Below are 23,079 nucleotides of genomic sequence, written 5' to 3'. Positions count from 1 at the left end.
GGAGGAGACCCGCCCGGCGGCCCCGCGCCGGGCGGGGGACCGGCTGGCCCGCATGCTCGGCGGCGAGCACCCCCGGCTGGTGGAGGAGTGGCTGGAGATCGCCGCCGAGCGGGGCGTCCGGGTGCCGGCCCCGCTCATCCCGCCCCTGCTCGACCTGGGCGCCAGGGACCGGTCGATCCGGGCCCGGCTGGCCGTGCTGACCGGCGCCCGCGGCCGCTGGCTGGCCGGGCTCAACCCCGCCTGGGCGTACCTGCTGGGCGAGAGCTCCGGCGCGGGCGACGCGCTCGACCATGGCATCTGGGAGTTCGGCGCCGGCGGCGACCGGCGCGCCTTCCTGGCCCGGCTGCGGGCCGCCGACCCCGGCCAGGCCCGCGAACTGCTCGCGGTCGGCTGGGCGAGCGAGTCCGGCGACGACCGCGCGGCCTTCCTGGCCGCCTTCGCCGACGGCTTGAGCATGGCCGACGAGCCGTTCCTCGAGTCCGCCCTGGACGACCGCCGCCGCGAGGCCAGGCAGACCGCGGCCGACCTGCTCACCCGCCTGCCCGACTCCCGGCTCGGGCGCCGTATGGCGGAACGCGCCGCCCGCGCCCTGGTCAGGGTCGGCGACACCCTGACGGCCCGGCCGCCCCAGGCGTGCGACAGCGCCATGGAGCGCGACGGCCTGCGGGCCAGGCCCCCCGCCGGCGGCGGCGAGCGCGGCTGGTGGCTGCAGCAGGTGATCTCGCACACCCCGCTGGCCTTCTGGCCCGGCCACCTGGGCGGCACGGTCGCCGAGATCACCCGGCTGGACCTCGGCGACTGGGCCAGGGAGGTCCGCATGGGCTGGACCAGGGCCGCCATCCTGCAACGCGACCCCGAGTGGGCCCGCGCGCTGCTGGACATCGAGCCGCTCACCGACCTGCTGGCCGTGCTCCCGCCGGACGAGCAGTCCCAGCGCGCCGCCCAGCTCGTCTACACCGGCAAGGTGGACGGCCAGCTGATCATGATGCTCGGCGGCGTGCCCCGCCCGTGGGGCGAGCCCCTGGCCCGCGCGGTGCTGACCCGGATCACCGAGCTCGCCGCCAAACAACCCTGGAACGCCGGAGAGCTGGCCAACCTCGCCGCCGTGCGGATCGACCCCGGCTGGTACGACCAGGTCGCGCGGTTCGCGGAGCACGGTGAGATGGAAGACCTGGCGGCCATCCTTCGTTTCCGATCCGACATGATCAAGGAGTTCTCGTGACCACGGTGCTACGCCCGCACGCCGAAGACCAGTACGCCGACGAGCTGGCGCTCCTGGCCAAGGGCGACGAGCGGCCCCGCCCGCCCGGCTGGAAGCTCTCTCCGTGGGCGGTGACCACCTACCTGCTCGGCGACCCCGACCATCCCGGGGGCCCGATCACCCCCAAATACATCGGCCCCCGCCGGATCGTCGAGGTGGCCGTGGCCACCCTGGCCACCGACCGGGCGCTGCTGCTGCTCGGCGTGCCGGGCACCGCCAAGACCTGGCTCTCCGAGCACCTGGCGGCCGCCATCAGCGGGGACTCCACGCTGCTGGTCCAGGGCACCGCCGGCACCGCCGAGGAGGCCGTGCGGTACGGCTGGAACTACGCCCGCCTGCTGGCCGAGGGGCCCTCCCGGGAGGCGCTCACCCCGAGCCCGGTGATGCGGGCCATGGCGGAGGGGCGGCTGGCCCGGGTGGAGGAGCTCACCCGCATGCCCTCCGACGTACAGGACGCGCTGATCACTGTGCTCTCCGAGAAGACCCTGCCGATCCCCGAGCTGAACCTGGAGGTCCAGGCGGCCAAGGGCTTCAACGTGATCGCCACCGCCAACGACCGGGACCGCGGCGTGAACGAGCTCTCCAGCGCGCTGCGCCGCCGGTTCAACACCGTCGTGCTGCCGGTCCCGGCCAGCGCCGAGGAGGAGGTGGACATCGTCTCCCGCCGGGTCAGCCAGCTCGGCCGCGCCCTGGAACTGCCGGAGACCCCGGCCGGTCTCGACGAGATCCGCCGGGTGGTCACGGTCTTCCGCGAGCTGCGCGACGGGGTCACCGCCGACGGCCGCACCAAGGTCAAGTCGCCCAGCGGCACGCTCAGCACGGCCGAGGCGATCTCGGTGCTGACCAGCGGGATCGCGCTGGCCGCGCACTTCGGCGACGGCGTGCTCCGGGCCTCCGACGTGGCCGCGGGCATCGTCGGCGCGGTGGTCCAGGATCCTGTCTCCGACCGGGTGGTCTGGCAGGAGTACCTGGAGACCGTGGTCCGGGAACGGGAGGACTGGCGTGACTTCTACCGCGCCTGCCGCGATGCGGGCTGAGCCCCGGCGGGCCAACGCCCTGCGCGTCTCGGCGGGCGGCAGGGAGGCCGGGCTGACGGTGCTGGGCATCCGGCACCACGGGCCCGGCTCGGCGAGGGCCGTCCGGGATGAGCTGGCGCGGCTCGTCCCGGACCTCGTGCTCATCGAGGGCCCGCCGGAGGCCGACGCGCTGGTGCCGCTGGCCGCCGACCCCGACATGGAGCCCCCGGTCGCCCTGCTCGCCCACGTGCCGGGCGACCCGTCCAGGGCCGCCTTCTGGCCCTTCGCCGGCTTCTCCCCGGAATGGCAGGCCCTCCAGTACGCGGCCCGCGCGGGCATCCCGGCCCGCTTCTGCGACCTGCCCGCTGCCCACAGCCTGGCGATACGCCCTGACTCCGCCCAACACCCTGACTCCGCCCAACACCCTGACTCCGCCCAACACCCCGACTCCGCCCAACACCCCGACTCCGCCCAACACCCCGACTCCGCCCAACACCCCGACTCCGCCCAACACCCCGACTCCGCCCAACACCCCGACTCCGCCGAACAGCCGGAACCTGCCGAAGCGCCGGAGTCCGCCGAAGGCTCGGAACTCCCCGAACGCCCGGAACTCTCGGAACGTCCGGAACTCTCGGAGCGTCCGGAACTCGCCGAAGAGCCGGACACGCGGTCCGGCATCCGGGTGGACCCGATCGGCGCGCTGGCCGAGGCAGCTGGTTACGACGACCCCGAACGCTGGTGGGAGGACGCGGTCGAGCACCGCGGCGACACCCCCTTCGAGGTGATCGCCGAGGCGATGGCCGCCGTGCGCGACGGCCACACCCCCGACCTGTACGAGTCCCAGCGGGAGGCGTACATGCGCCGGACCATCCGGGCCGCGGTCAAGGAGGGCTTCACAGAGATCGCCGTGGTCTGCGGCGCCTGGCACGTGCCGGCCCTCACCGAACCGGGCACGGTCGTCGCCGACACCCAGCTGCTCAAGGGCCTGCCCAAGGTCAAGGCCGAGCTGACCTGGGTGCCCTGGACCCACGGCCGCCTGGCCAGCTGGAGCGGCTACGGCGCCGGGATCACCTCCCCGGGCTGGTACGGCCACCTCTTCGAGCACCAGGACCGGCCGATCGAACGCTGGCTCACCCGGGCCGCCCACACCCTCCGCGAGGAGGGGCTGCCCGTCTCCTCCGCCCACGTCATCGAGGCGGTACGGCTCGCGCACAGCCTGGCGCTGCTGCGCGGGCGCCCGCTGGCGGGCCTGGCCGAGGTGACCGAGGCGGCCAGGGCCGTGCTCTGCGAGGGCGACGAGCTTCCCGTCGAGCTCATCCAGCGCCGCCTGGTGGTGGGCGAACGCCTCGGCCAGGTGCCCGACTCGACGCCGATGGTCCCGCTCCAGCGCCACCTGCGGGACGAGCAGCGCCGCCTGCGCCTCAAACCGGAGGCGCTGGCCCGGGTCCACGATCTCGACCTGCGCAAGCCGCTGGACCTGGAGCGCAGCCGGCTGCTCCACCGCCTGTTGGTGATCGGCATCCCGTGGGGGGAGCGCCGGGAGACCAGCGGCAAGGGCACCTTCAAGGAGTCCTGGTCGCTGGAGTGGCGGCCGGAGTTCGACGTCGCCCTGATCGAGGCCGCCGCCTGGGGGGTCACCGTACCCGCCGCCGCCGTCGCCCGCATCCGTGAGCGCGCCGAGGATCCGGCCGGTCCCGCCCTGGCCGACCTCACCGGCCTGCTCGAACAGACCCTGCTGGCCGACCTGGCGGACGCGCTTCCGCCGCTGCTCCGCGCGATCGGCGACCGGGCGGCCCTTGACCACGACGTCCGCCGCCTGATGGCCGCGCTGCCCGCCCTGGTCCGCGCCGAACGCTACGGCGACGTCCGCGGCACCCCGGCCGCCGGCCTGCGCTCGATCATCACCTCGCTGCTGGCCCGCAGCTGCGCGGGCCTCTCCCCGGCGGTAACCGGCCTGGACGACGACACGGCCCGCGAGATGCTGGTCCAGATCGACGCGGTCACCTCAGCGGTGGCCCTACTCGGCGACCCGAACGAGCCGGGGAAGCCGAGCGACCCCGGTGTGTCTGGTGAGGCTGTGGCGCCTGGCGAGGCCGGGTCCGGTGTGTCTGGTGAGGCTGTGGCGCCTGGCGAGGCCGGGTCCGGTGTGTCCGGCGAGGCTGTGGCGCCTGGCGAGGCCGGGTCCGGTGTGCCCGGGGAGGCTGTGGCGCCTGGCGAGGCCGGGTCCGGTGTGTCCGGCGAGGCTGTGGCGCCTGGCGAGGCCGGGTCCGGTGTGCCCGGGGAGGCTGTGGCGCCTGGCGAGGCCGACGAGGTTGTCGCGCCTGGCGAGGCCGGGTCCGGTGTGTCCGACGGGGCTGTGGCGCCTGGCGAGGCCGGGTTCGGCGTGTCCGGCGAGGCTGTCGCGCCCGGCAAAGCCAGGTCCGGCGGATCCGGTGAGGCCGCTGCCATCCCCAGGGATCGTTGGTTCGCGGCGCTGCGTGGTGTGGCCGACCGTTCCGACGTGCCCGGCCTGATCGAGGGGCGGCTGGTTCGCATCCTGTTCGACGCGGAGGTCATCGACGACGCCGACGCGCGGATGTCGCGGGCGCTTTCCCTCGGTCACCCGCCCGCCCGGGTGGCGTCCTGGGTCGAGGGTTTCCTGTCCGGCGGCGGGTTGCTGCTGGTGCACGACGCCCGGCTGCTCGCCATGGTCGACGACTGGCTCACCGGGCTCTCGCCGGAGGCGTTCGTCGACGTGCTCCCGCTGCTGAGACGGACGTTCGGGGCGTTCGCGCCACCGGAACGGCGCTCGATCGGAAACCGGATCGCCTCCGGCGCCCCGGCGCGGACCGAGACTACTTACGACGAAGGTCAGGCGGCGGGGGCTGTCCGTACTGTGCTGGCCATCCTGGGGAGGGCGCGATGAACGTGACCGACGAGCGGCTGCGCCGCTGGCGGCTGGTGCTCGGTGGCGAGGCCGACGGCATGTCCGGCTGCCCGGCCCTGGGCGCCGCCGACGCCGGCATGGACGCGGCCCTGGCCGCCCTGTACGACCAGGGCGGCCAGGGGCAGGGCGAGCGCAACGTGCGCAGCGCCGGCCTGGGTGCTTCGGCCCCCAGGGTGAGCCGGTGGCTGGGTGACATCCGCACCTACTTCCCGTCCACCGTGGTCCAGGTCATGCAGAAGGACGCCATCGAGCGCCTCAACCTGGGCCGCCTGCTGCTGGAACCGGAGATGCTGGAGGCGGTCGAGCCCGACGTGCACCTGGTCGGCACGCTGCTCTCGCTCAACCGGGTGATGCCGGAGGAGGCCAGGCAGACCGCCAGGATGGTGGTCCGCAAGGTGGTCGAGGACCTGGAGCGGCGCCTGGTGCAGAAGACCAGGGCGGCCCTGACCGGCGCGCTGGACCGGGCGGCTCGCACCCACCGCCCCCGGCGCCCGGCCGACATCGACTGGGACCGCACCATCCGCGCCAACCTGAAGAACTACCTGCCGGACCGGAACACGGTGGTGCCGTCCCGCCTGATCGGCTACGCCCGCAAGCAGCGCTCGGTGCAGCGGGAGGTCGTGCTCTGCATCGACCAGAGCGGGTCGATGGCCGCCTCCGTCGTCTACTCCAGCGTGTTCGGCGCGGCGCTGGCCTCGATGCGCGCCCTCCGGACCAGCCTGGTGGTCTTCGACACGGCCGTGGTCGACCTCACCGACCAGCTGCACGACCCCGTCGAGCTGCTCTTCGGGACCCAGTTGGGCGGGGGCACGGACATCAACCGGGCCATCGCCTACTGCCAGGGGCTGGTCACCCGTCCCACCGATTCGATCTTCGTCCTGGTCAGCGACCTCTACGAGGGCGGGGTCCGGGAGGAGATGCTCCGCCGGGTCGCGGCGATGACGGCCGCCGGGGTCCAGGTGATCGTGCTGCTGGCCCTCTCCGACGAGGGCGCCCCGTCCTACGACCGGGAGAACGCCGCCGCCCTGGCCGCCCTGGGCGTGCCCGCCTTCGCCTGCACCCCCGACGTCTTCCCCGACCTGATGGCCGCCGCCATCCAGCGAAAAGACCTGTCGGCCTGGTTCGAACGCCACCAGCCCGCGCGCTGAAGGGGGGCTTGGCGTGCTGAAGGAGGGCGTGCTGAAGGGAGCTAGTGGGGCGTCTCCGAACCTTGACCCGGATTCGGTCGGGGGCGGGGGCGTGAATTGCCGGGTCAAGGTTGCGTGACGGGCCACTAGGTGACGTCGCCGGTCGGTGTGCGCCCGCATCATCCGCGGCCAGACGCTCTCCCTGCGCGAGCGCGAGTTCGTGGACGCCGGCCTCCAGGATGGCCGAGACCGGCTGCTTGATGCCGAGGTTGATCATCTCGTAGCCGTTGTTGGACAGGATGATGTCGACCCCGGCCGCCGAAGCCTCGCGGTTTTCGCCCGCTTGCCCGAGACCTGGTGCCGCTCGGCCCTGCCAGCCTGGTTCGAGGTCACTGCCGGCGCGCGGAAGTCCTACGACCAATTCCCGATGTTCGGTGATATGTCGTGATTTGTAGCGTTCAGGATGTGACTACTGTGATTTCTCCTCCTACGGTGCCCCGGGTCTTCGACCCGCGCTACCGGGCACTGAGCGCGGGCATGGTGGCGCTGTTCATGCTCGTCGCCTTCGAATACCTGGCGGTGGCGACCGCGATGCCCGTGGTCGGCCGGGAGCTCGACGGCTACCACCTGTACAGCCTGGCCTTCAGCGGGGGCCTGGCGGCCGGGGTGATCGCCACGGTGGCCGGTGGACGGTGGGGGGACCGCAGAGGACCGGACGCGCCGCTCTGGGCGGGGCTGCTGGCCTTCACCCTCGGCCTGGTGGTGTCGGGGATGGCGCCGGTCATGGAGATCTTCCTGGTCGGCCGTTTCCTCCAGGGCCTGGGCGGCGGCATGTTCAACGTGGCGGTCTACGTCCTGGTCGGGCGGGTCTACCCGGCGATCATGCACCCCCGGGTGTTCTCGCTGCTGGCCGCCGCCTGGGTGCTCCCCTCGGTGATCGGCCCCGCCATCACCGGCCTGGTCACCGAGCGGTTCAGCTGGCGCTGGGTGTTCCTGGCCGTGCCGCTGCTGGCCGCCCCTGCCGCCCTGGTGCTCTGGCGCGGCCTGCGCGCGAGCGTCCGCGAGACGCCACCGCCCCCCGAGCAGACCAGGGCGTTCCTGCCCCGGTTGCTGCTGGGCGGGCTGGCCGCGATCGGGGCCGGGCTGCTCCAGTACGGCAGCGGCGCCCGGCACATCCCGCTCATGGTCGCCGGGCTGCTGGTGCTGGTCGTCGCGCTGCCCCGGCTGCTCCCGCCGGGAACCGTACGGGCGGCCAGGGGGTTGCCCACCGTGGTCGCCCTCCGGGGCGTCGCGGCCGGGTCGTTCTTCGCCGCCGAGGTGCTGGTCCCGCTGGTGCTCGCCCAGGAACGCGGCCTCTCCCCGGCCCAGGCCGGGCTGGTGCTCACCGGCGGCGCGGTCTCCTGGTCGTTCGGATCCTGGCTCCAGGGGCGCAAGCCGTACGCGCGGAAGGGCATGTTGCGGGCGGGGAGCGCGCTGATCGCGGCCGGGATCGCCGGGACCGCGCTGGCGGTGGCCGGGGTGGTGCCGGTGGCGCTGTCGTTCGTGGCCTGGTCGGTGGCCGGGCTGGGCATCGGGGTGGTCTATCCGACCCTTTCGGTGCTGGTGCTCGAACTGTCCGAGCCGGGGGAGCAGGGGCACAACAGCGCCTCGTTGAGCGTGGGCGAGTCGGTGCTGACGATTGTGGCGGTTGCCGTGACCGGGGCCGTCCTCACCGTCTCCGCCGCGTACGCGGTGTGCTTCGCGCTGCTGGTGGCCTTGGCCGCGGTCGGCGTGCCCTTGGCGGGACGTGCGACGATGGAGACCTAGCGAGGGAGATTCCATGCCACGTGTCCGGGAGATCGAGGTGTTCCGGCTGTTCCTGCCCTACGGCAGGCGGCCGGAGAGCATCCTCGTCAAGCTGACGGACTACGGCGGCATGGCCGGGTGGGGCGAGGTCGTGCACCCGGCCCCCAAAACCTGGACCACCCTTGAGGGATCGCTGGGTCAGGCCCTGCTCGGCGTGGACTGGGAGCATCCCGACGAGCTCGGCGGCGTGCCGGGCGGGTCGGCGGCCGACATGGCCTGCTGGGATCTGTGGACCCGGCTCTCCGGCGTCCCGCTGGCGCACGCGCTGGGCGGCAGCCGTACCTCGCTGATCGCGACCGTGCGGCTGGCTCCGGACGGGTCGGCGGAGGGCACGGTGGCCCGGGTCAACCGGCATGTCGGCGCCGGCTACGGGCACGTGACCATCGACGTGCGCCCGGGCTGGGACGTGGAGCCGGTCCGCGCGGTCCGCGCGGCCTACCCGGTGCTGTCCATCGCGGTGGACGGCAACGGCGCCTACACCGACACCGCCCAGCTGGAGGCCCTGGACGCCTACGGCCTGGCCGGCATCGAACGGCCGTTCACCGACCTGTACACCAGCGCTGACCTGCAGGAACGGGTCTCGGCCCCGGTCGCGGTGGAGGTCGGCTCGGTGGCCGCGCTGGACCACGCGATCTCCTTGCACGCGGGCCGCTCCCTGTTGCTGCGCCCGTCCCTGTTCGGCTCCCTCACCGCGGTACGGCAGGCCCACGACCTGGCGCTCCTGGCCGGCTGGGACATCACCTGCGCCGACGGCCGGGGGGCCGGGCTGGCCCGGGCGGCCACGGTGGCGGTGGCCAGCCTGCCCGGGTGCACGCTGCCCAGCGACGTCACCGAACCACCGCGCAGCGCCCAGATCGTCGCCCCGCCGGTGGGCGCCTCCGGCGGGGTGGTCGCGGTCCCGCTCACCCAGCCGGGCCTGGGCCACACCGTGGACGAGGACCGGGTACGGCGGCTGGCCAGGGACAGTTTCCTGCTCCGCTGAGCTCAGCGGCAGTCGGCGCTCAGCCGGGGTGCCGGCGTGGGGGAGGGGGCGGTCGACGGCGCGACGGGGTTGGCGTGCAGGACCGCCATGGCCTTGACGCCGGGTTTGTCCCGCGTGCCGGTCTTGGTCTCCGGTTTGGCCTGGGCGGACTCCTTCAGCGCACGGGCGGTGGTCTCCCGGATCAGGTTCCAGTCCGGGTACCCCGTGTTGATCAGCGGCGGCACGAACTGCACGCTGCGCACCGAGGCGTTCTTGATCTTCGCCATCAGCGGCACCAGGTACGGCAGCGTGCCGCGCGGCAGATCGGTGTAGATCATGCCCTGGGTGGCCCGGGCGATCTGGTCGAAACCGGTCAGCACCTTGCCGGGGTCGGCCTGCCGCAGCAGCGCGTCGAACACGCAGCGCTGCCGCCGCATCCGGGTGAAGTCATCGGCGAAGGTGCGGGACCGGGCGTACCAGAGCGCCTGGGCGCCGTCCAGCCGCCGCAGACCTGCCTTGACCCGGCCCTCGTTGTAGCGGCCGTAGACGACATCCCGCTCCACGTTGAGCACCAGACCGCCGAGGGCGTCGATGATGCGGGCGAAACCCCAGATGTTGACCAGCGCGTACCAGTCGATCTTCAGGCCCAGGGTGTAGCCGACGGTTTCCTTCAGGGTGGCGGGGCCCATGTTCCGCCGGCCGCCGAAGATTTCCGGGTGCTCGTTGGCGTACCCCCAGACCGAGTAGAGCAGGTCGTCCCTGTCCCCGCCGGGGCTTTCCGGCAGGCGGAAGCCGTACGGGAAGCGGGCCCGCATCGGGCTGCCGGGCGGGAAGCGCACGTCCTCCAGGTTGCGGGGCAGGCCGAACAGCACGGTATTGCCGGTGCGCACGTCGATGCTGGCCACGTTGACGCTGTCGGTCCGGGTGCCCACCCTGCCGGGGTCCCAGTCGCCGCCGAGCAGCAGGATGTTGACCCTGTCCTTGCCGGCCAGCGGGTCGCCGCCGTTCCCGGGAACGGTGAAGACCTGGTCCAGGGTGCGCTGGGAGATCGCCGCGTACCGGGCGGTGACCGCGAACGGCAGCGCCACCAGCAGGGCCAGCAGCGCGGCCACCACCCCCGTCCCGGCCTGCCACCGGCGGGAGGCCAGTCCCGGCCGGAGCACCAGGAACGAGTGCACGATCAGGGCGCACCAGGCCGCCGCCAACACCCCCGCGGTAACCGTGATGGCGGGCAGCCGGCCCAGCGCCCACCCGGCCAGCGCGGCCGGCCCCAGTTCCACGACCAATCCGGTGACCATTAGCACCATCGCCAGGTAGGCCAGGAGCAAGACCAGACCGGTCCGCTTCCAGCCCGCGCGCAGATGCGCGGCGCCCGGCAGGACGGCCGAGAGCACGAGCCACCCGATCACCCCTGCTGGATTCTTCACGTCCACCCCATTACCGACCGTGTCGCTTCGGTTACATTGAAGCGTCACCGGCGGCCAGGTGCCCTCAGCTTTACGGTGCGCGGCGCGTTGATCCCGGGTCTTTGACCTCGGCCAGGCCGACAACCCCTACCAAGGGAACGCGAACAGCCCGTAATAGGCGGCGGTCACCAGCAGCAATCCCGTGCCGCCGAGTATCCCGGTCAACGTGATCTTCTGCCACCGGGTGGGCTGCCAGCCGTCCCGGAACCCGGCGATCATCACTCCGGCCGCGCCCACCGCCTGCGCCAGGATCACCACGGCGAGCACCCGCACCACCAGCCACCCCGCCTGGACGGCCGGCCAGGCACCCGCCTGGTTCACCGAGAAGAGCACGATCAGCGTGATGAAGGCCAGCACGGCGGCCAGCAGCCCGACCCCCGTCCAGACCATGCGCCGCAGCCGCCGCCGCAGCCCCGGCCAGAGCTGGGCGTTGGTCTGGTGGCGCAGCTCCCGGCCGCGCAGCCGGACCACCATCTCGGTGACCGGCGCGGCCACGTAGCCCACCGCCGCCAGCAGCAGGGTCAGCGTGAGGAAGGTGGTGCCGCCGTACCAGGGCGCGGCGGGCACGTCACTGGCCTGGAACCGCTGCACCGGGGTGGCCCCCGCCATCCGGATCTCCGGCAGCCGGGGCAGGCCCTGGATCCAGTTGGCCAGCGTCGGCAGGTAGTCGGGCACGAAACGGCCGCCGTTGATCCGCATCGCGTGGTCGGCCCCCGCCAGGAAACGGATCGTGTAGTCGCTTCTGGGCAGCGCGTCGATCAGCGTCTGGGTGCTCTCCACGAACGGGATGGAGGGGTCCATCGTCCCGTACAGGGCGAGCGTGGGCTGGTGGATGCCGTGCAGCGCGGGGACGCTGTCGTAACGCAGGAAGTTGAAGCCGACCCCGCCCATCGCCCGGGTGAGCAGGTCGCGCACTCCGTCCGGCGCGCGCAGCCGGAGCAGCTGTTCGTTGAGCGCCCAGGCCACCTGCCGCATCGGGGAGACGTTCGGCGAGGAGACCAGCACGGCGTAGGCGACGTCCCGGCTCTTGGCGGCGGCGATCGGCACCACCCAGCCGCCCTCGCTGACCCCCCACAGCCCGGTCCTGGCCTGGTCCACGTCGGGTCGTTCGCGGAGCACCTGGATCATGTTCAGCGCGTCGTCGGCCAGGAGCGAGAAGTCCCTGCTGCGGAAGGAGTACCCGACCGTGCGCTTGTCGTAGGCCAGGGTGATGATGCCCGACCTGGCCAGCCACTCGGCCTGCGAGATGAACTCGTCCCTGGTCCCGGAGCCGGAGCCCTGCACGAAGACCATGGCGGGGTGCTTGCCGGGGGTCTGCGGCGCGCGGATGGTGGCCGTCAGCTTCTCGCCGTTGACCGGCACCGTGATGTCCTGCACCTTGATCGGCGCGGTGGTGTTGACCGGCCGGTGCTCGGCGGGCGGCTGTTCTGGCAGGTCCTGGAAGGCGGGCGGGTTGGTCAGCGGCGGGGGGTCGAACGCGGGCGGGGGCAGCAGGTAGCCCAGCACGGCCAGAACCGCGACCAGCGCGCCCGCCACCACGCTCAACGTGCCCCGGCCAGCCGTCATGCCGCTCCCCGACGGACGATCCACATTCCCGGTCGTGCCCTCCCCCTTACTGTGCCCGCTGATCGCCAGGTTAAGACATTACGTGTCGCTACCGGTGCGGCAGGGGCCACATTTGTCGGCGGGACCTGTTAGCTTCCTGCGACATGCGGCTGCTGCACACGTCGGACTGGCACCTGGGCCGGTCGTTCCACCGGGAGAGCCTGCTGACCGCCCAGGCGGCCTTCGTGGACCACCTGGTCGCCACGGTCCGCGCCGAACGGGTGGACGTGGTGGTGGTCTCCGGCGATGTGTACGACCGCGCTCTGCCGCCGGTCGACGCCGTGGCGCTGTGCGGCGAGGCGCTGGCCCGGCTGCGGGCGCTGGGGGTGCACACCGTGCTGATCAGCGGCAACCATGACTCCCCGGTGCGGTTGGGTTTCGGTGCTGATCTCATGGATCGGGTGCATCTGCGCACCGATCCTGGTCGGGCCTGGCAGCCCGTGGTCGTCAACAACGTCGGTTTCTACGGCATTCCGTACCTGGAGCCGGAGCTGGTCAAGGGCCCCTGGGAGCTGGCCGAGCGCACCCACACGGCCGCGATCACCCATGCCATGGACCGCATCAGGGCCGACCGGCGGGAGCGCAAGGTGGTGCTGGCGCACGCGTTCGTGACCGGCGGGCAGGCCAGCGACAGCGAGCGGGACATCACCGTCGGCGGGGTGGCGCACGTGCCGCTCGGCGCCTTCGACGGGGTGGACTACGTCGCGCTCGGCCACCTGCACGGCCGCCAGCGGATGAGCGACACCGTGCGCTACTCGGGGTCGCCGCTGGCGTACTCCTTCTCCGAGGCCGGCCACGTCAAGGGCTCCTGGCTCGTCGATCTGGACGCCGGGGGCGCCGAGTTCGTGCCCGCCCCCGTGCCGCGCCCGCTCACCCGGCTCACCGGCCGCCTCGCCGACCTGCTCACCCGCGACCCCTGCGACCACTGGATCCAGGCCACCCTCACCGATCCGGTACGGCCCAAGGCCGCGATGGAACGCCTGCGGGAACACTTCCCCAACACCGTGGACCTCCAGTTCGCCCCCGAGGGCGGGGCGGAGTCCGCCGCCGCGCCCGTGACGACCGCCGGGCGCCCGCCCGTCGAGGTGGCCCTGGACTTCGTCCGAGAGGTCAGGGGCGAGCCCGCCGACGACGAGGAACGGCGGCTGCTGGAAGAAGCGATCATGGCCTACCGCATCAAGGAGACCACCGCGTGAGGCTGCACCGGCTGCGGATGACCGCCTTCGGGTCCTTCCCCGGCGTCGAGGAGGTCGACTTCGACGCGCTCGGCGAGGCGGGCCTGTTCCTCATCCACGGGCCCACCGGCGCCGGGAAGACCACCGTCCTGGACGCGGTCTGCTTCGCCCTGTACGGCATGGTGCCCGGCCTGCGCAACAGCGCCCGCACCCTCCGCTGCGACCACGCGCCGCCCGGCCGGGGGCCTGAGGTGCTGCTGGAGGCCACCATCCGGGGGCGGCGGCTGCGCATCCAGCGTTCCCCGTCCTGGTCGCGGCCGAAGCTGCGGGGCCAGGGCACGGTCCAGGAGAACGCCAAGGTCGTGCTGGAGGAGCTCCGGCACGACTGGGTCGCCCTCACCACCCGGCTGGACGAGGCCGGGGATCTGATCGGCGGCCTGCTCGGCATGAACCACGACCAGTTCGCCCAGGTCGCCATGTTGCCCCAGGGCGAGTTCGCGCGCTTCCTCCGCGCCGACGGTGACGACCGCCGCAAACTCCTCGAACGTCTCTTCTCCGTACGCCTCTACACCGAGGTCGAGAAGTGGCTCGCCGAGCACCGCCGCGTGACCGGCCGCGCTGAGGACGCCCTGCGCGGGAACGTGGCGGCCGCCGCCAACAGGATGCACGGCGCCGCCGGTGACCTGCCCGTCGCCGACCTCGGCGACGACCCGCTCGGCTGGTCCGCCGCCCTGCTCGCCACCGCGGCCACCGCCGCCTCCGAAACCGCCGCCTCCTGTACGGCCGGCGAGACGGCCCTGCGCGAGGCGCGAACTCGCCTCGAGGGCGCCCAGAACCTGGCCGACCGCCAGAAACGCCACGCCGCCGCCCTGATCCGCCGCGACGAGCTGGAGAACACCGCCGAGGAACGCTCTGACCTGGAGACCTTCCTCACCGAAGCGGCCAACGCCGACCGGGTGCTGCCCCTGATCCAGCAGTACGACGCCCGGACCGCCGCCGCCGAACTGGCTGACGACCACGCCACCCAGGCCCTGTCCAGGCTCGGCTCGTCCGGGAACCTGCCCGGTTCACTCGCGGCGTCTCCCCCCGAGCTGACCGCGCTCGAACAGGAACGCCGCGACGAGATCGCCCGGATCGAGCAGCTCCGGCCCGAGGAGTCCCGGCTCGCGCAGCTCCGCGCCGATCGGGATCGGACCGGCCATGACATCGTCGCGATGGAGAAGATCCAGAGCGAGATCACCGACCGGCTCGCCGTGCTCCCGGTCGAGCTCAAGGAGGCCGAATCCCGCCTGTCCCACGCCCGCCTCTCCAAGGCGGCCTTACCGGGGGCCGAGGCGGCCGTTCGCGCGGCCGAGTCCACCCTGACCGCCGTCCGCCGCCGCGACACTCTCGCCGCCGCCCTGGCCGAGGCCGTCGAGCTCAGGGAGAGTTCCCTGGCCGCCATCCGGCCCTTCGCGCCGGATCCCGACCTCGGGCAGGTCGCCTCCTGGGAGCGCACCTGGCGGGAGGAGGCGGCCCGGCTGGGTGAGCTGGTGGCGGAGGAGGTCCGGCTGGCGGCCGTCCAGGCGGAGGCGGAGTCGGTCGCCGCCTCGCTCACGAAGCTCGCCGCCGACGAGGCGACGGCGCTCCGGTCTGTGTCGGAGATTCCGGACCTGCTCGATGCCGCGAAAGCCGGCCTGCAGCAGGCCAGAGCCGCGGCGGCGGAGATCCCGGTCGCCGAGGCGGCCTGCCGCACCGCGCGGGAGCGGTTCGAGGCGGCCCTGCGGCGGGACGAACTCGTGGCGGAGTCGGCCGCCGCCGATGAGGCACGCCGAGCCGCGACCGACCAGGCCCAGGCCGCCCTCGACCGGCTGCTCACCGTACGGCAGACGCGGATCGACGGCATGGCCGCCGAACTGGCGGCCAACCTGGCCTCGGGGGAGCCCTGCATGGTCTGCGGCTCCGACGACCATCCCTCGCCGGCCGAGCCCGGAATCGGCGCGCCCACCGCTGAGGACGAGGAAGAGGCCCAGGCCGAGGCCGACGCGGCGCAACGCGTCAGGGAAGCCGCCGAATCCGAGGCCGCCGCCCTCGCCGCCCGTCTGGAGGAGGCCACCGACCGGGCGGACGGCCTGACCGTCGCCGACGCGGAAACCGCCGTCGCCGAGGGCGAGTCCACGCTCACCCGGCTGACGGCCGCCGCGGAACCGGAAACCGCCCTCGCCACCAGGGTCGACGAGCTCACCGTCGCCCGCGACGCCGCCAGGGAACGCGCGGAAGACCTGCGCACCACCCTGGCCGAGCTGCGCGCCCACGAACGGAGCCTGCACGACGAGCAGTCCAGGATCACCGCCCGCCTGGACGACGCCAGGGCCGGGCACCCCACCGTGGCCGGCCGCCGCGACCGGATCGTCCACGAAGCCGCCCTGCTCGCCGCCGCCCTCGACGCGGTCGCCCAAACCGACGCCGTCCAGGCCAAGTACGACGACCTGCGCGGCACGGTCCCCGACGACCGCACCGAGGACGCCGCCGCGGCAGACCTGCGGGAGGCCGCCGCCGAACTGTCCCGCCTGCGGCTCGCCGCCGCCGACGAGGAGTCCGGCGCGCAGGAGACGGCCCGGCTCACCACCGAACTCACCGAACTCGCCGAACGCGGCAGCCGCAACGACATCGAACTCGCCACCGCGCGCACCAGAGCCGCCCAACTGGCGGCCGAGGACACCCGGCTGTCGGAGATCATCGACCAGGCCCGGGGCGACGACGCCACCCTCACCGCCAGGGTCCGCCGCCTCACCGACGAGGCCACCGCGCTCCAGCAGGCCGCCACCGCGCTACGTGAGGCGACCGCTGCCGCCGCCGAACGGGACAACGCCCGCGACCTGGCCCGGCGTGCCACCCTCGACGCCGGTTTCGGCGGCATCGAGGACGCCCGCGCCGCCGTCCGCACCGACGCCGACCGCACGGCGATGAGCGAACGCCTCACCTTCCTCCGCGACGAGTACGCCGCCGTCACGGCCCTGCTGGCCGACCCCGAACTCCTGGCCGCCGTCGCCGAACCCGTCCCCGACCTGACGGCACTCGCCGCCGAGCGCGCCCGCGCCGAGCAGGAACACGAGGACCGCGCCTCGGCCCGCGACCAGGCCCGCCACCGGCACGACCGCCTCACCGCCCTCGCCGCCGAACTGGCCACCGCCGTCGAGGCCCTCCGCCCCGCCGAACACCGCCACCGCCTCGCCAGACGCATGGCCGAACTCACCAACGGCAACTCCACCGACAACCGGTGGGACATGCCGCTCTCCGCGTACGTGCTGGGCGAGCGCCTCCGCCAGGTCGTGGACGCCGCCAACGACCGCCTCACCCACATGTCGGGCGGCCGCTACCTCCTCCAGTACGACAAACGCCGCACCGCGGGCTCCCGCACCCGCGCGGGCGGCGGACTCGGCCTGCGCGTCCTGGACGCCTGGACCGGCATCGACCGCGACCCCGCCACCCTCTCCGGCGGCGAAAGCTTCATCACCTCCCTGGCCCTGGCCCTCGGCCTCGCCGACGTCGTCACCGCCGAAGCCGGCGGCACCGAAATCGGCACCCTCTTCGTCGACGAAGGCTTCGGCACCCTGGACGAGGACACCCTCGACGACGTCCTCAACATCCTCGACACCCTCCGCACCGGCGGCCGCTCCGTCGGCATCGTCAGCCACGTCGCCGAACTCCGCATCCGCATCCCCACCCAACTCCAGGTCCGCAAGACCCGCACCGGCTCGACGCTCAGACCAGCTTGATCACCTGGACCGGATGGAACGGTCGTCGCCCTGGGCTGTGGCGTCCGGCGGTCCGGCGGGCGGGGCACCGGGTCCCGCGCGCAGGCCACGCCGGGCCGCCGCGGCGACGGCGAGGCCGGCCGCGACAGAGGCTCGGGGTGGCTTGCCCACCGGTCGGAGCCCGGCTTCGGCTGTCACGCCCAACTGGCTTCAGCGGTCGTCTCGGGGGGCGGTTGGGGATGCGGGCGGGTGATCGAGGTGGACAGGAGGCGGATTCGTTCGGAGTGGCGGTCGTGGGCGAGGATGATCGGGGGTTCGTTGTAGGGCATGGTGTCGGAGGAGCGGCGGAGTTTGATGTACTGGCCGCAGGCGTCGATGGCGTAGGGCTCCATGTCGTCCTGGAGGGCGCCGATCACGGTGATGCCGTGGGTTTCGCCGATTCGGCGGAACAGGGCCACGGCTTCGCGGCGGTGTTCCTTGCCGAGGTTGCGGCCCAGTTCGTCCAGGACCAGGGTGAGGTGGCCGCCGCCGGAGGAGGCGATGGCGGCGGCGCAGACGAGTTTGACGGCCTTCTCGTCCATCAGGGCGGTGTTGGCGCGGCGGTTGTAGGGGACGTAGCCCTGGCCTTCGCCGCGGCGCCATTTGGGGATGACCCGCCAGGCCCAGCGCTGTTCGGGGTCGGCGGGGGCGGCGGGGACGGGGAACTCCAGGGTGGCGCCGTAGCCGCCGTAACCGGTGTCGAGTTTCTCGAACTCCTCGGCGACCCGGGCGAGGCGCACCTTGATGGCCTCGGTCAGGGCCGCGCGGTGGACGGCGGTGGATTGGGCGGCCTCCTCGGCGCCCTTGGTGGCGGCGGCCAGGTCGCGGCGCCTGGAGAGGATCTGGGTCTCGATCTGCAGGCGCTGGTGGCGTTCGTAGTCCTCCTGGGCGCGCAGGTAGGACGCCAGGGCGGCGCAGAGGGCCGGGAAGGTGGCGAGTTCCTGGGCCGTCCGGCCGCCGCGCCTTTCCTTGATCAGGAAGTCGAGCTCCTCGGCGATCTCGTCGCCGTCGGCGAAGGTGCCGCGCAGGGCGCTGTCCAGGAGACGTTCGGCGCCGCGCCACCATTCGTCGGCGGTGAGGGTGTCGGCCTCGGCCAGCCAGGCACGCGCGCTCGCGACGGCTCCCGTCTCGTGGTGGTCCGCCGGGTCATGCTGGGTCACGGAGTCGTGGGGGGTCGCGGAGTCGTGGGGGACCGCGGAGTGGGGGACTGCGGAGTGGGGGACCGCGGAGTTGCGGTGGCCTCTGGAGGTCGTGGCTCTGCGGGTGCTCTCGAGGGTGCCGCCCCAGTCTCTGGCCAGACCGGGGAGGTCCAGGGCGTCGCGTTCGGCGGTCACCTGGGACGCCAGGGCCTTGGCCTGGGCGCGTTCGGATTCCATGTGCTGGCGGCGGGACTCCAGGCGTTCGACCTCCAGGTTCCTGGTCCGGGCCCGGAAGTCCAGGGTGGCCACCTCCTGTTCGGCGGCGTCGAGGATCGGCGTCAGGTCGTCGAGGGCGGTCCGCAGGGTGGTCAGCCGGTCGCGCTGGGCGGTGATCCGGGCCTCGATCTCGGTCAGGCGGATCGCGGCGGTGGCGCCCTCCAGGCGGCGTTCGGCCGTGGCCACGCCGTCCTCCGCCTGCCGGACGGCCTGCGCCGCCAGTTCCTGGGCGTCCAGGGCGCGGCTGAGCCGCTGCTCGGCCGCCTTGATCCTGGCGTCGCGTCCGGTGACGGCCTCCTCGGCCACGCCGACCACGGTCACCCCGGCGGGGCTCACCACGACCGACCCGGGAAGGTCGCGCAGCGCCTCGGCGGCGGGGGTCATGTCCCGGGCGTCCACGATGATCGCGGACTCCTGGGGCCAGCCGTCGCGCATCGGGGCCGGGAGGTCGGCGGGGCGGGCGTGTTCGGCGACCGCGAGGGTGTCCAGCAGGCTGGCGCCGGTCAGGCCCGCGGCGGCCAGCGCGCGGAGCTGGGCGGCGGCGGGGCCGTTCTCGGCGTCCTGGAGGGCGGAGCGGGCGGTTTCGGTCTCGCGGTCGGCCACGCCCTGGGCTTTGAGCGCCTCGGTGAGGTGCCGTCGGGCGGCGGTGAGCTCGGCCTGCGCGGTGGGCACGTCCCGGCCGTCGGCCTGGCGGCGGAGGTTCTCCAGGGCCGGGATCTGGGCGCGGAGCTCGTCCGCCGTGTTCTGAGCGACCGCCCGTTCGGTCTCCAGCTTGCCCGCACGGGCCTGGGCGGCGGCCAGCTCCCGGCGGGCCGCCGCCAGGGCGCGGTCGAGTGTGTCGTCCTTCAGTGCCAGGATCTCGTTCTTCACGGCGGCGGCGGCCTCGGCGGCGGTCTCCGCCGTGTCCTCGTGGGCGGCCAGCTCGGCGGCCAGCTCCGCGTCGCGGTCGGCGGCGTCCACCAGGCGCCTGGCCAGGCGGCCGCGCCAGCTGTGCAGCGCCTCGGCCAGCCGCTCCCTGGCCTGGTCCCGCCGGTCGAACACGGCCAGCAGCGCGGCCGACTCGGCCTCGAACTCGCGCAGCCGCCCCTCGGCCTGGGCGGCCCGGACGAGCTTGCCGTGCTCGTCCCGCCGGGCTTCGCGCTCCTGGTCGAGTTCGGCGTCCAGGCCGGTCAGCGCGGCGATGGCCTCGAAGATGCGCTCCGGGGAGATCTCGTTGAGCGGCTGGGAGAGCAGGTTGGTGGCGACCTTGCTGCGGACCGAGGTGGACAGGAACGACACGCAGCGCACCCGGTCCCCGTACAGGACACGGGTCAGGTCGCGGGCGACCACGTCGCGGCGGCCGGCGCTCTTCGGCAGCTCGGCCCAGATGTCGTCGGCCCTGGTCACCCGGTCGGCCTCGGAGGCGGCGGTGGCCAGGCGCACGCCCTCGGTCCACCGGATCTCCAGGTGGGGCGCCTCCTGGTTGACCCGCAGCCACACGGTGACCGGCAACCCCACCGAGGGCACGTCGAAGACGCCCACGATGTAGCCGTGGTCGGCGCTGGCCCACTGCTGGTCGCCGTGGGCCGCCAGCTCGGCGTTGAACAGCAGCTCGGACACGGCCTTGGCGCCGGACGCGAACCGCCACTGCTCGTCCCCGAGCAGGGCGGTGATCGCCGCGATGAACGAGGACTTCCCGGCCCCGTTGGAGTCCTTCGGCCCGGCTCCCGCCACCACGATCAACGTCCCTGGCACGGTGGGCACCGGGTGGGTCGACAATCGAGAGATGTTGACCGCCTGCACCGCGATCAGCACCCGGTCGCCCACCACGTTCTCGACAGGACCGGCGGGCACCCGCGGCCCGGCCTCCGCCGCCTCTGCGGACGCCGGCGCAGATGACGGCGCGGATGCAGGCTCGGCCGCCGCGGCCACCACCAGGAACCCGTCCTGTCCGCCCGCCGTCTGAGCCGCCGTCTGAGCCGCCGTCTGAGCCGCCGTCTGAGCCGCCGTCTGAGCCGCCGCGTCGCCCGTCACTTCGCCGGTCATGTCGCCGGTCACTCGGTTCCTCCTGGAGCTGATGGTTCGGTGGGGAGCGGGCGGGTCGATCTTCGGGAGCGGATCGCCACGGCCAGCGGCGTGTGCGGCCCGGCGGCCAGGATCAGTTCCTCCTGGAGGCGGGCTCTGGCGGCCTGGGTGAGCCGGTGGAACTGCGGGCCGGGGACGTAACCGCCGCCGGTCTCCTCCGCGCTCTTGACCTGGGTGAGCAGGCCGCACTGGCGGAGCGTGCGGAGGGCGGCGTCCAACTCGCCGATCGGCAGCAGCGTGCGCCTGCGCAGCTCCTCTACCGCCACCGGGTACGGCGAGAGCCAGGTGTCCTCGCCCAGCAGCCCGTCGGCCCGGGGGATCGCCACCGAATGCACCAGCACCAGGGTCAGCACTGCCCGCTCGCCCTCGCCCAGGCGCCCGGCGTCGGACGCGTCACCCCCGGACAGACCGTCGCGGTACCCCGAGATCCAGGTGTCCCGGCGCTGGATGAGCGTGCGGCCCCGGCGTTCCAGCATCTCGGCGAGGGTGCGCCGGAGCGCCGGATCGCGCAGGGCCGTGAAGCGGGCCTCCGGCACCGGCTCGGCCGCGTGTTCCACCGCCATGAAGGCGGCGACCAGTTCGGCCCGCCGCCGCTCGTCGTACCCGCCCAGGAGATCCTCCAGATCCCTGGCGCCCTCTTCCCGAAGGCCCGTCAGCGGCACCCCCGTCTCGCCGGTGGGGGCGGGCGGCGGTATGCGGCGGACGACGTCGCGGAGCTGGGCGTGGGAGTCGGCCGGCCAGAGGGCGCAGCGCGGCCCGAGGCGGACGAAGGCGCCCGCGAGGTCAAGGCGGCCCCTGCCGGGGCGCAGATCCGACCAGTTACCGTCGGCGGGCACGCCCAGGCTGATCCAGCCGGTCTCGTTCAGGCGGCGCAGGGCGCCGATGGACCAGCTGCGCGTGGTGTCGTCGGTACGTCCGGTCAGCGCCCGGTAGCAGGAGAGCGCCTGCTCGGCGGGAACGGCGACCCCGGGCCAGGGGTCGGCGGACAGGTCCTGCCAGCAGACCCGCAGGCAGGCCGCCAGCATGCGCCGGGTCTCCCCGGCCCGCTCGACCGGGAACGGCGCCAGCTGGTACTCCTCCAGCAGGGACGGCGTGGCCCCGTCCGGCCACTGGGGGAGCGCCACGGCCGAATCGCCCTGCGAAAGCCGTACGAAACCCGGCGGGACCCGCTCCGACGCCGGCACCCGGAGCACGCCCGACCTGCGGGCCGCGACATGTGCTTGCTCAGGCATCAGGGGAGCGCCTCTCCAGGGTTCCGTGGGACAGCCAGCTGGGATGGCCCTGCGGGCGGGCGGTGAGGGTGTCGGACCAGCGGAGGCGGTAGGGGAGTTCCGGGCGCAGGTCGGCGGAGGTGAGGTCGGCCAGGAGGCGGCGGATGGCGGGCCAGTCGTTGACGAGGAGTTCGCCGAGCGGGGCCTCGGCGCGGCCCGCGAGGGCACGTTCGGCCACGGCGATGAGGCGGTCCAGGTCGGCCTGCACCGGATCGTACCTACTGGCGGGGCCCGCGTCCGGCAGGGGAGAGCGGGGCGGGGCGGGGCGGACCGGCGTGGGGCGCGGGGCTTCGTCGACGGCCTGGGCGATCGCGGCCGGGTCGTGCCAGGGCGCGGCGGCGTCGAAGGCGAAACCGTCCAGCACGGCGGCCAGCCGTTCCCTGGTCGCGGTCTGCGCGAAGGTCCGCCAGGTCTCGGCCGGGAGCAGGGTCAGGTTCCGGGTGGTGCCCGCCGAGTCGGCCAGCCGCCCGGCCGCCCGCCGGGAGGCGTCGCTGTAGGCGTGGATGGCGGTCCGCAGCTCGGTGCAGGTGCGGTCCAGGGCGGGCCAGCGGCCGAGGATGGTGCCGTGCAGGCTCTGCGCCCGCCGGGTGATCTCCGCGGTGCCCCAGAGTTTGGGAGCCTGCTCGCGCAGCTCCTCGATGGTCCCGGTGGTCAGCGTGATCAGTTCCAGCGCCCAGAGCCGGAACGCCCGCGCCAGGTTCTGCGCCGACTGCCGCGCCTGCTCCATCGTGGTGCGCGGATCGGCGGCGTTCAGGTCCTCCAGGGCGAGCAGCCGGTGCATCTCGCTCTGGCCGCCGTCGTCCATCATGCGCCGGATGAACATCAGCCCGACCACCGAGGTGAACGAGGCCCGGTAGCGTAACTGGTTGGGCTTGGGGAACACCTCCCGCACCGCGCCCAGGCCGCGCAGCACGCGGAGCCGGTTCTCGAACAGGTCGGCGGGGTAGGCGCGGCAGGCGTGGCGCATCTGCTCGTGGGTCAGCCACTCCTCGCCCGCCGCGGCGAACGCCGCGAAGAGCGTCTCGGCGATGTCCACCAGCGCCGGATCGTCCACCACGGCCCCGCTGTCCCTGGCCAGCGCGGCGAACATCCTCCGGTAGGTGACCAGCACCGCCTCGTCGGTCAGCGCCGCGTCCAGCGTCTCCTCAAGCACGCGCCCTACCGTAGGGCC

Annotated in this window: 14 protein-coding genes; 9 read left to right on the top strand and 5 right to left on the bottom strand. The window is 73.6% G+C overall.

What is annotated here, in order from left to right; translation table 11 throughout:
* The 7 genes from KIP79_RS40755 to KIP79_RS40720 all read left to right on the top strand — a co-directional run.
* Positions 1-1,222, top strand: a 1,222-nt coding sequence (locus KIP79_RS40755; RefSeq protein WP_214110382.1) for a DUF5691 domain-containing protein, incomplete at its 5' end; no start/stop codon positions are given.
* The gene (locus KIP79_RS40750) at positions 1,219-2,298 is read left to right on the top strand and encodes an ATP-binding protein (RefSeq protein WP_214110381.1); all 1,080 of its coding nucleotides are present in this window, start codon (positions 1,219-1,221) and stop codon (positions 2,296-2,298) included. The genes KIP79_RS40755 and KIP79_RS40750, both read left to right, overlap by 4 nt.
* Positions 2,264-5,182, top strand: a complete 2,919-nt coding sequence (locus KIP79_RS47910; protein ID WP_372453746.1) for a DUF5682 family protein — start codon at positions 2,264-2,266, stop codon at positions 5,180-5,182. Before KIP79_RS40750 ends, KIP79_RS47910 begins: the two co-directional genes overlap by 35 nt.
* Positions 5,179-6,351, top strand: coding sequence for a VWA domain-containing protein (locus KIP79_RS40735; RefSeq protein WP_214110380.1), 1,173 nt, complete (start codon positions 5,179-5,181; stop codon positions 6,349-6,351). The genes KIP79_RS47910 and KIP79_RS40735 overlap by 4 nt, the downstream gene beginning before the upstream one ends.
* Before the next feature lie 145 nt (positions 6,352-6,496).
* Positions 6,497-6,778, top strand: coding sequence for a hypothetical protein (locus KIP79_RS40730; RefSeq protein ID WP_214110379.1), 282 nt, complete (start codon positions 6,497-6,499; stop codon positions 6,776-6,778).
* A gap of 17 nt (positions 6,779-6,795) precedes the next feature.
* Entirely contained in the window at positions 6,796-8,136 is a 1,341-nt protein-coding gene (locus tag KIP79_RS40725; protein ID WP_308170162.1) for an MFS transporter, read from the top strand.
* Positions 8,137-8,149: 13 nt separating this feature from the next.
* Complete coding sequence (locus tag KIP79_RS40720) at positions 8,150-9,157, top strand: enolase C-terminal domain-like protein (protein WP_214110378.1); 1,008 nt, start codon at positions 8,150-8,152, stop codon at positions 9,155-9,157.
* Between the two features lie 2 nt (positions 9,158-9,159).
* On the opposite strand, the gene KIP79_RS40715 is transcribed toward KIP79_RS40720, so the two are convergent.
* Positions 9,160-10,563: an LCP family protein gene (locus KIP79_RS40715; RefSeq protein WP_308170161.1), complete on the bottom strand. Its 1,404-nt coding sequence runs from the start codon at positions 10,561-10,563 to the stop codon at positions 9,160-9,162.
* Between the two features lie 126 nt (positions 10,564-10,689).
* On the bottom strand, positions 10,690-12,168 hold the full coding sequence (locus KIP79_RS40710; RefSeq protein WP_214110376.1) for an alpha/beta hydrolase family protein: 1,479 nt from the start codon (positions 12,166-12,168) through the stop codon (positions 10,690-10,692).
* Between the two features lie 143 nt (positions 12,169-12,311).
* Between KIP79_RS40710 and KIP79_RS40705 the strand changes: the two genes are divergently transcribed.
* On the top strand, positions 12,312-13,403 hold the full coding sequence (locus tag KIP79_RS40705; RefSeq protein ID WP_214110375.1) for an exonuclease SbcCD subunit D: 1,092 nt from the start codon (positions 12,312-12,314) through the stop codon (positions 13,401-13,403).
* Positions 13,400-17,140 (top strand): AAA family ATPase, encoded by a 3,741-nt coding sequence (locus KIP79_RS40700; protein WP_214110374.1) that lies wholly within the window; start codon positions 13,400-13,402, stop codon positions 17,138-17,140. The genes KIP79_RS40705 and KIP79_RS40700 overlap by 4 nt, the downstream gene beginning before the upstream one ends.
* A 173-nt stretch (positions 17,141-17,313) precedes the next feature.
* Here KIP79_RS40700 and KIP79_RS40695 read toward each other — a convergent pair whose 3' ends face one another.
* The 3 genes from KIP79_RS40695 to KIP79_RS40685 are packed head-to-tail and all read right to left on the bottom strand — an operon-like array spanning position 17,314 to position 23,061.
* Positions 17,314-20,610: a coiled-coil domain-containing protein gene (locus KIP79_RS40695; protein WP_308170160.1), complete on the bottom strand. Its 3,297-nt coding sequence runs from the start codon at positions 20,608-20,610 to the stop codon at positions 17,314-17,316.
* Positions 20,607-21,869, bottom strand: a complete 1,263-nt coding sequence (locus KIP79_RS47905) for a hypothetical protein (RefSeq protein WP_250214666.1) — start codon at positions 21,867-21,869, stop codon at positions 20,607-20,609. Before KIP79_RS47905 ends, KIP79_RS40695 begins: the two co-directional genes overlap by 4 nt.
* Entirely contained in the window at positions 21,862-23,061 is a 1,200-nt protein-coding gene (locus KIP79_RS40685; RefSeq protein WP_214110373.1) for a hypothetical protein, read from the bottom strand. The genes KIP79_RS47905 and KIP79_RS40685 overlap by 8 nt, the downstream gene beginning before the upstream one ends.
* Positions 23,062-23,079 lie beyond the last annotated feature (18 nt).

Source organism: Acrocarpospora catenulata (genome assembly GCF_018476525.1).
Taxonomy (GTDB): domain Bacteria; phylum Actinomycetota; class Actinomycetes; order Streptosporangiales; family Streptosporangiaceae; genus Acrocarpospora; species Acrocarpospora catenulata.
This window is presented reverse-complemented; position numbering and strand designations above follow the sequence as displayed.

Coding starts and splice junctions, on each gene's coding strand:
- KIP79_RS40735 (WP_214110380.1), top strand. CDS start 5,179: ATGAACGTGACCGACGAGCGGCTGCGCCGCTGGCGGCTGGTGCTCGGT.
- KIP79_RS40720 (WP_214110378.1), top strand. CDS start 8,150: ATGCCACGTGTCCGGGAGATCGAGGTGTTCCGGCTGTTCCTGCCCTAC.
- KIP79_RS40710 (WP_214110376.1), bottom strand. CDS start 12,168: ATGACGGCTGGCCGGGGCACGTTGAGCGTGGTGGCGGGCGCGCTGGTC.
- KIP79_RS40705 (WP_214110375.1), top strand. CDS start 12,312: ATGCGGCTGCTGCACACGTCGGACTGGCACCTGGGCCGGTCGTTCCAC.
- KIP79_RS47905 (WP_250214666.1), bottom strand. CDS start 21,869: ATGCCTGAGCAAGCACATGTCGCGGCCCGCAGGTCGGGCGTGCTCCGG.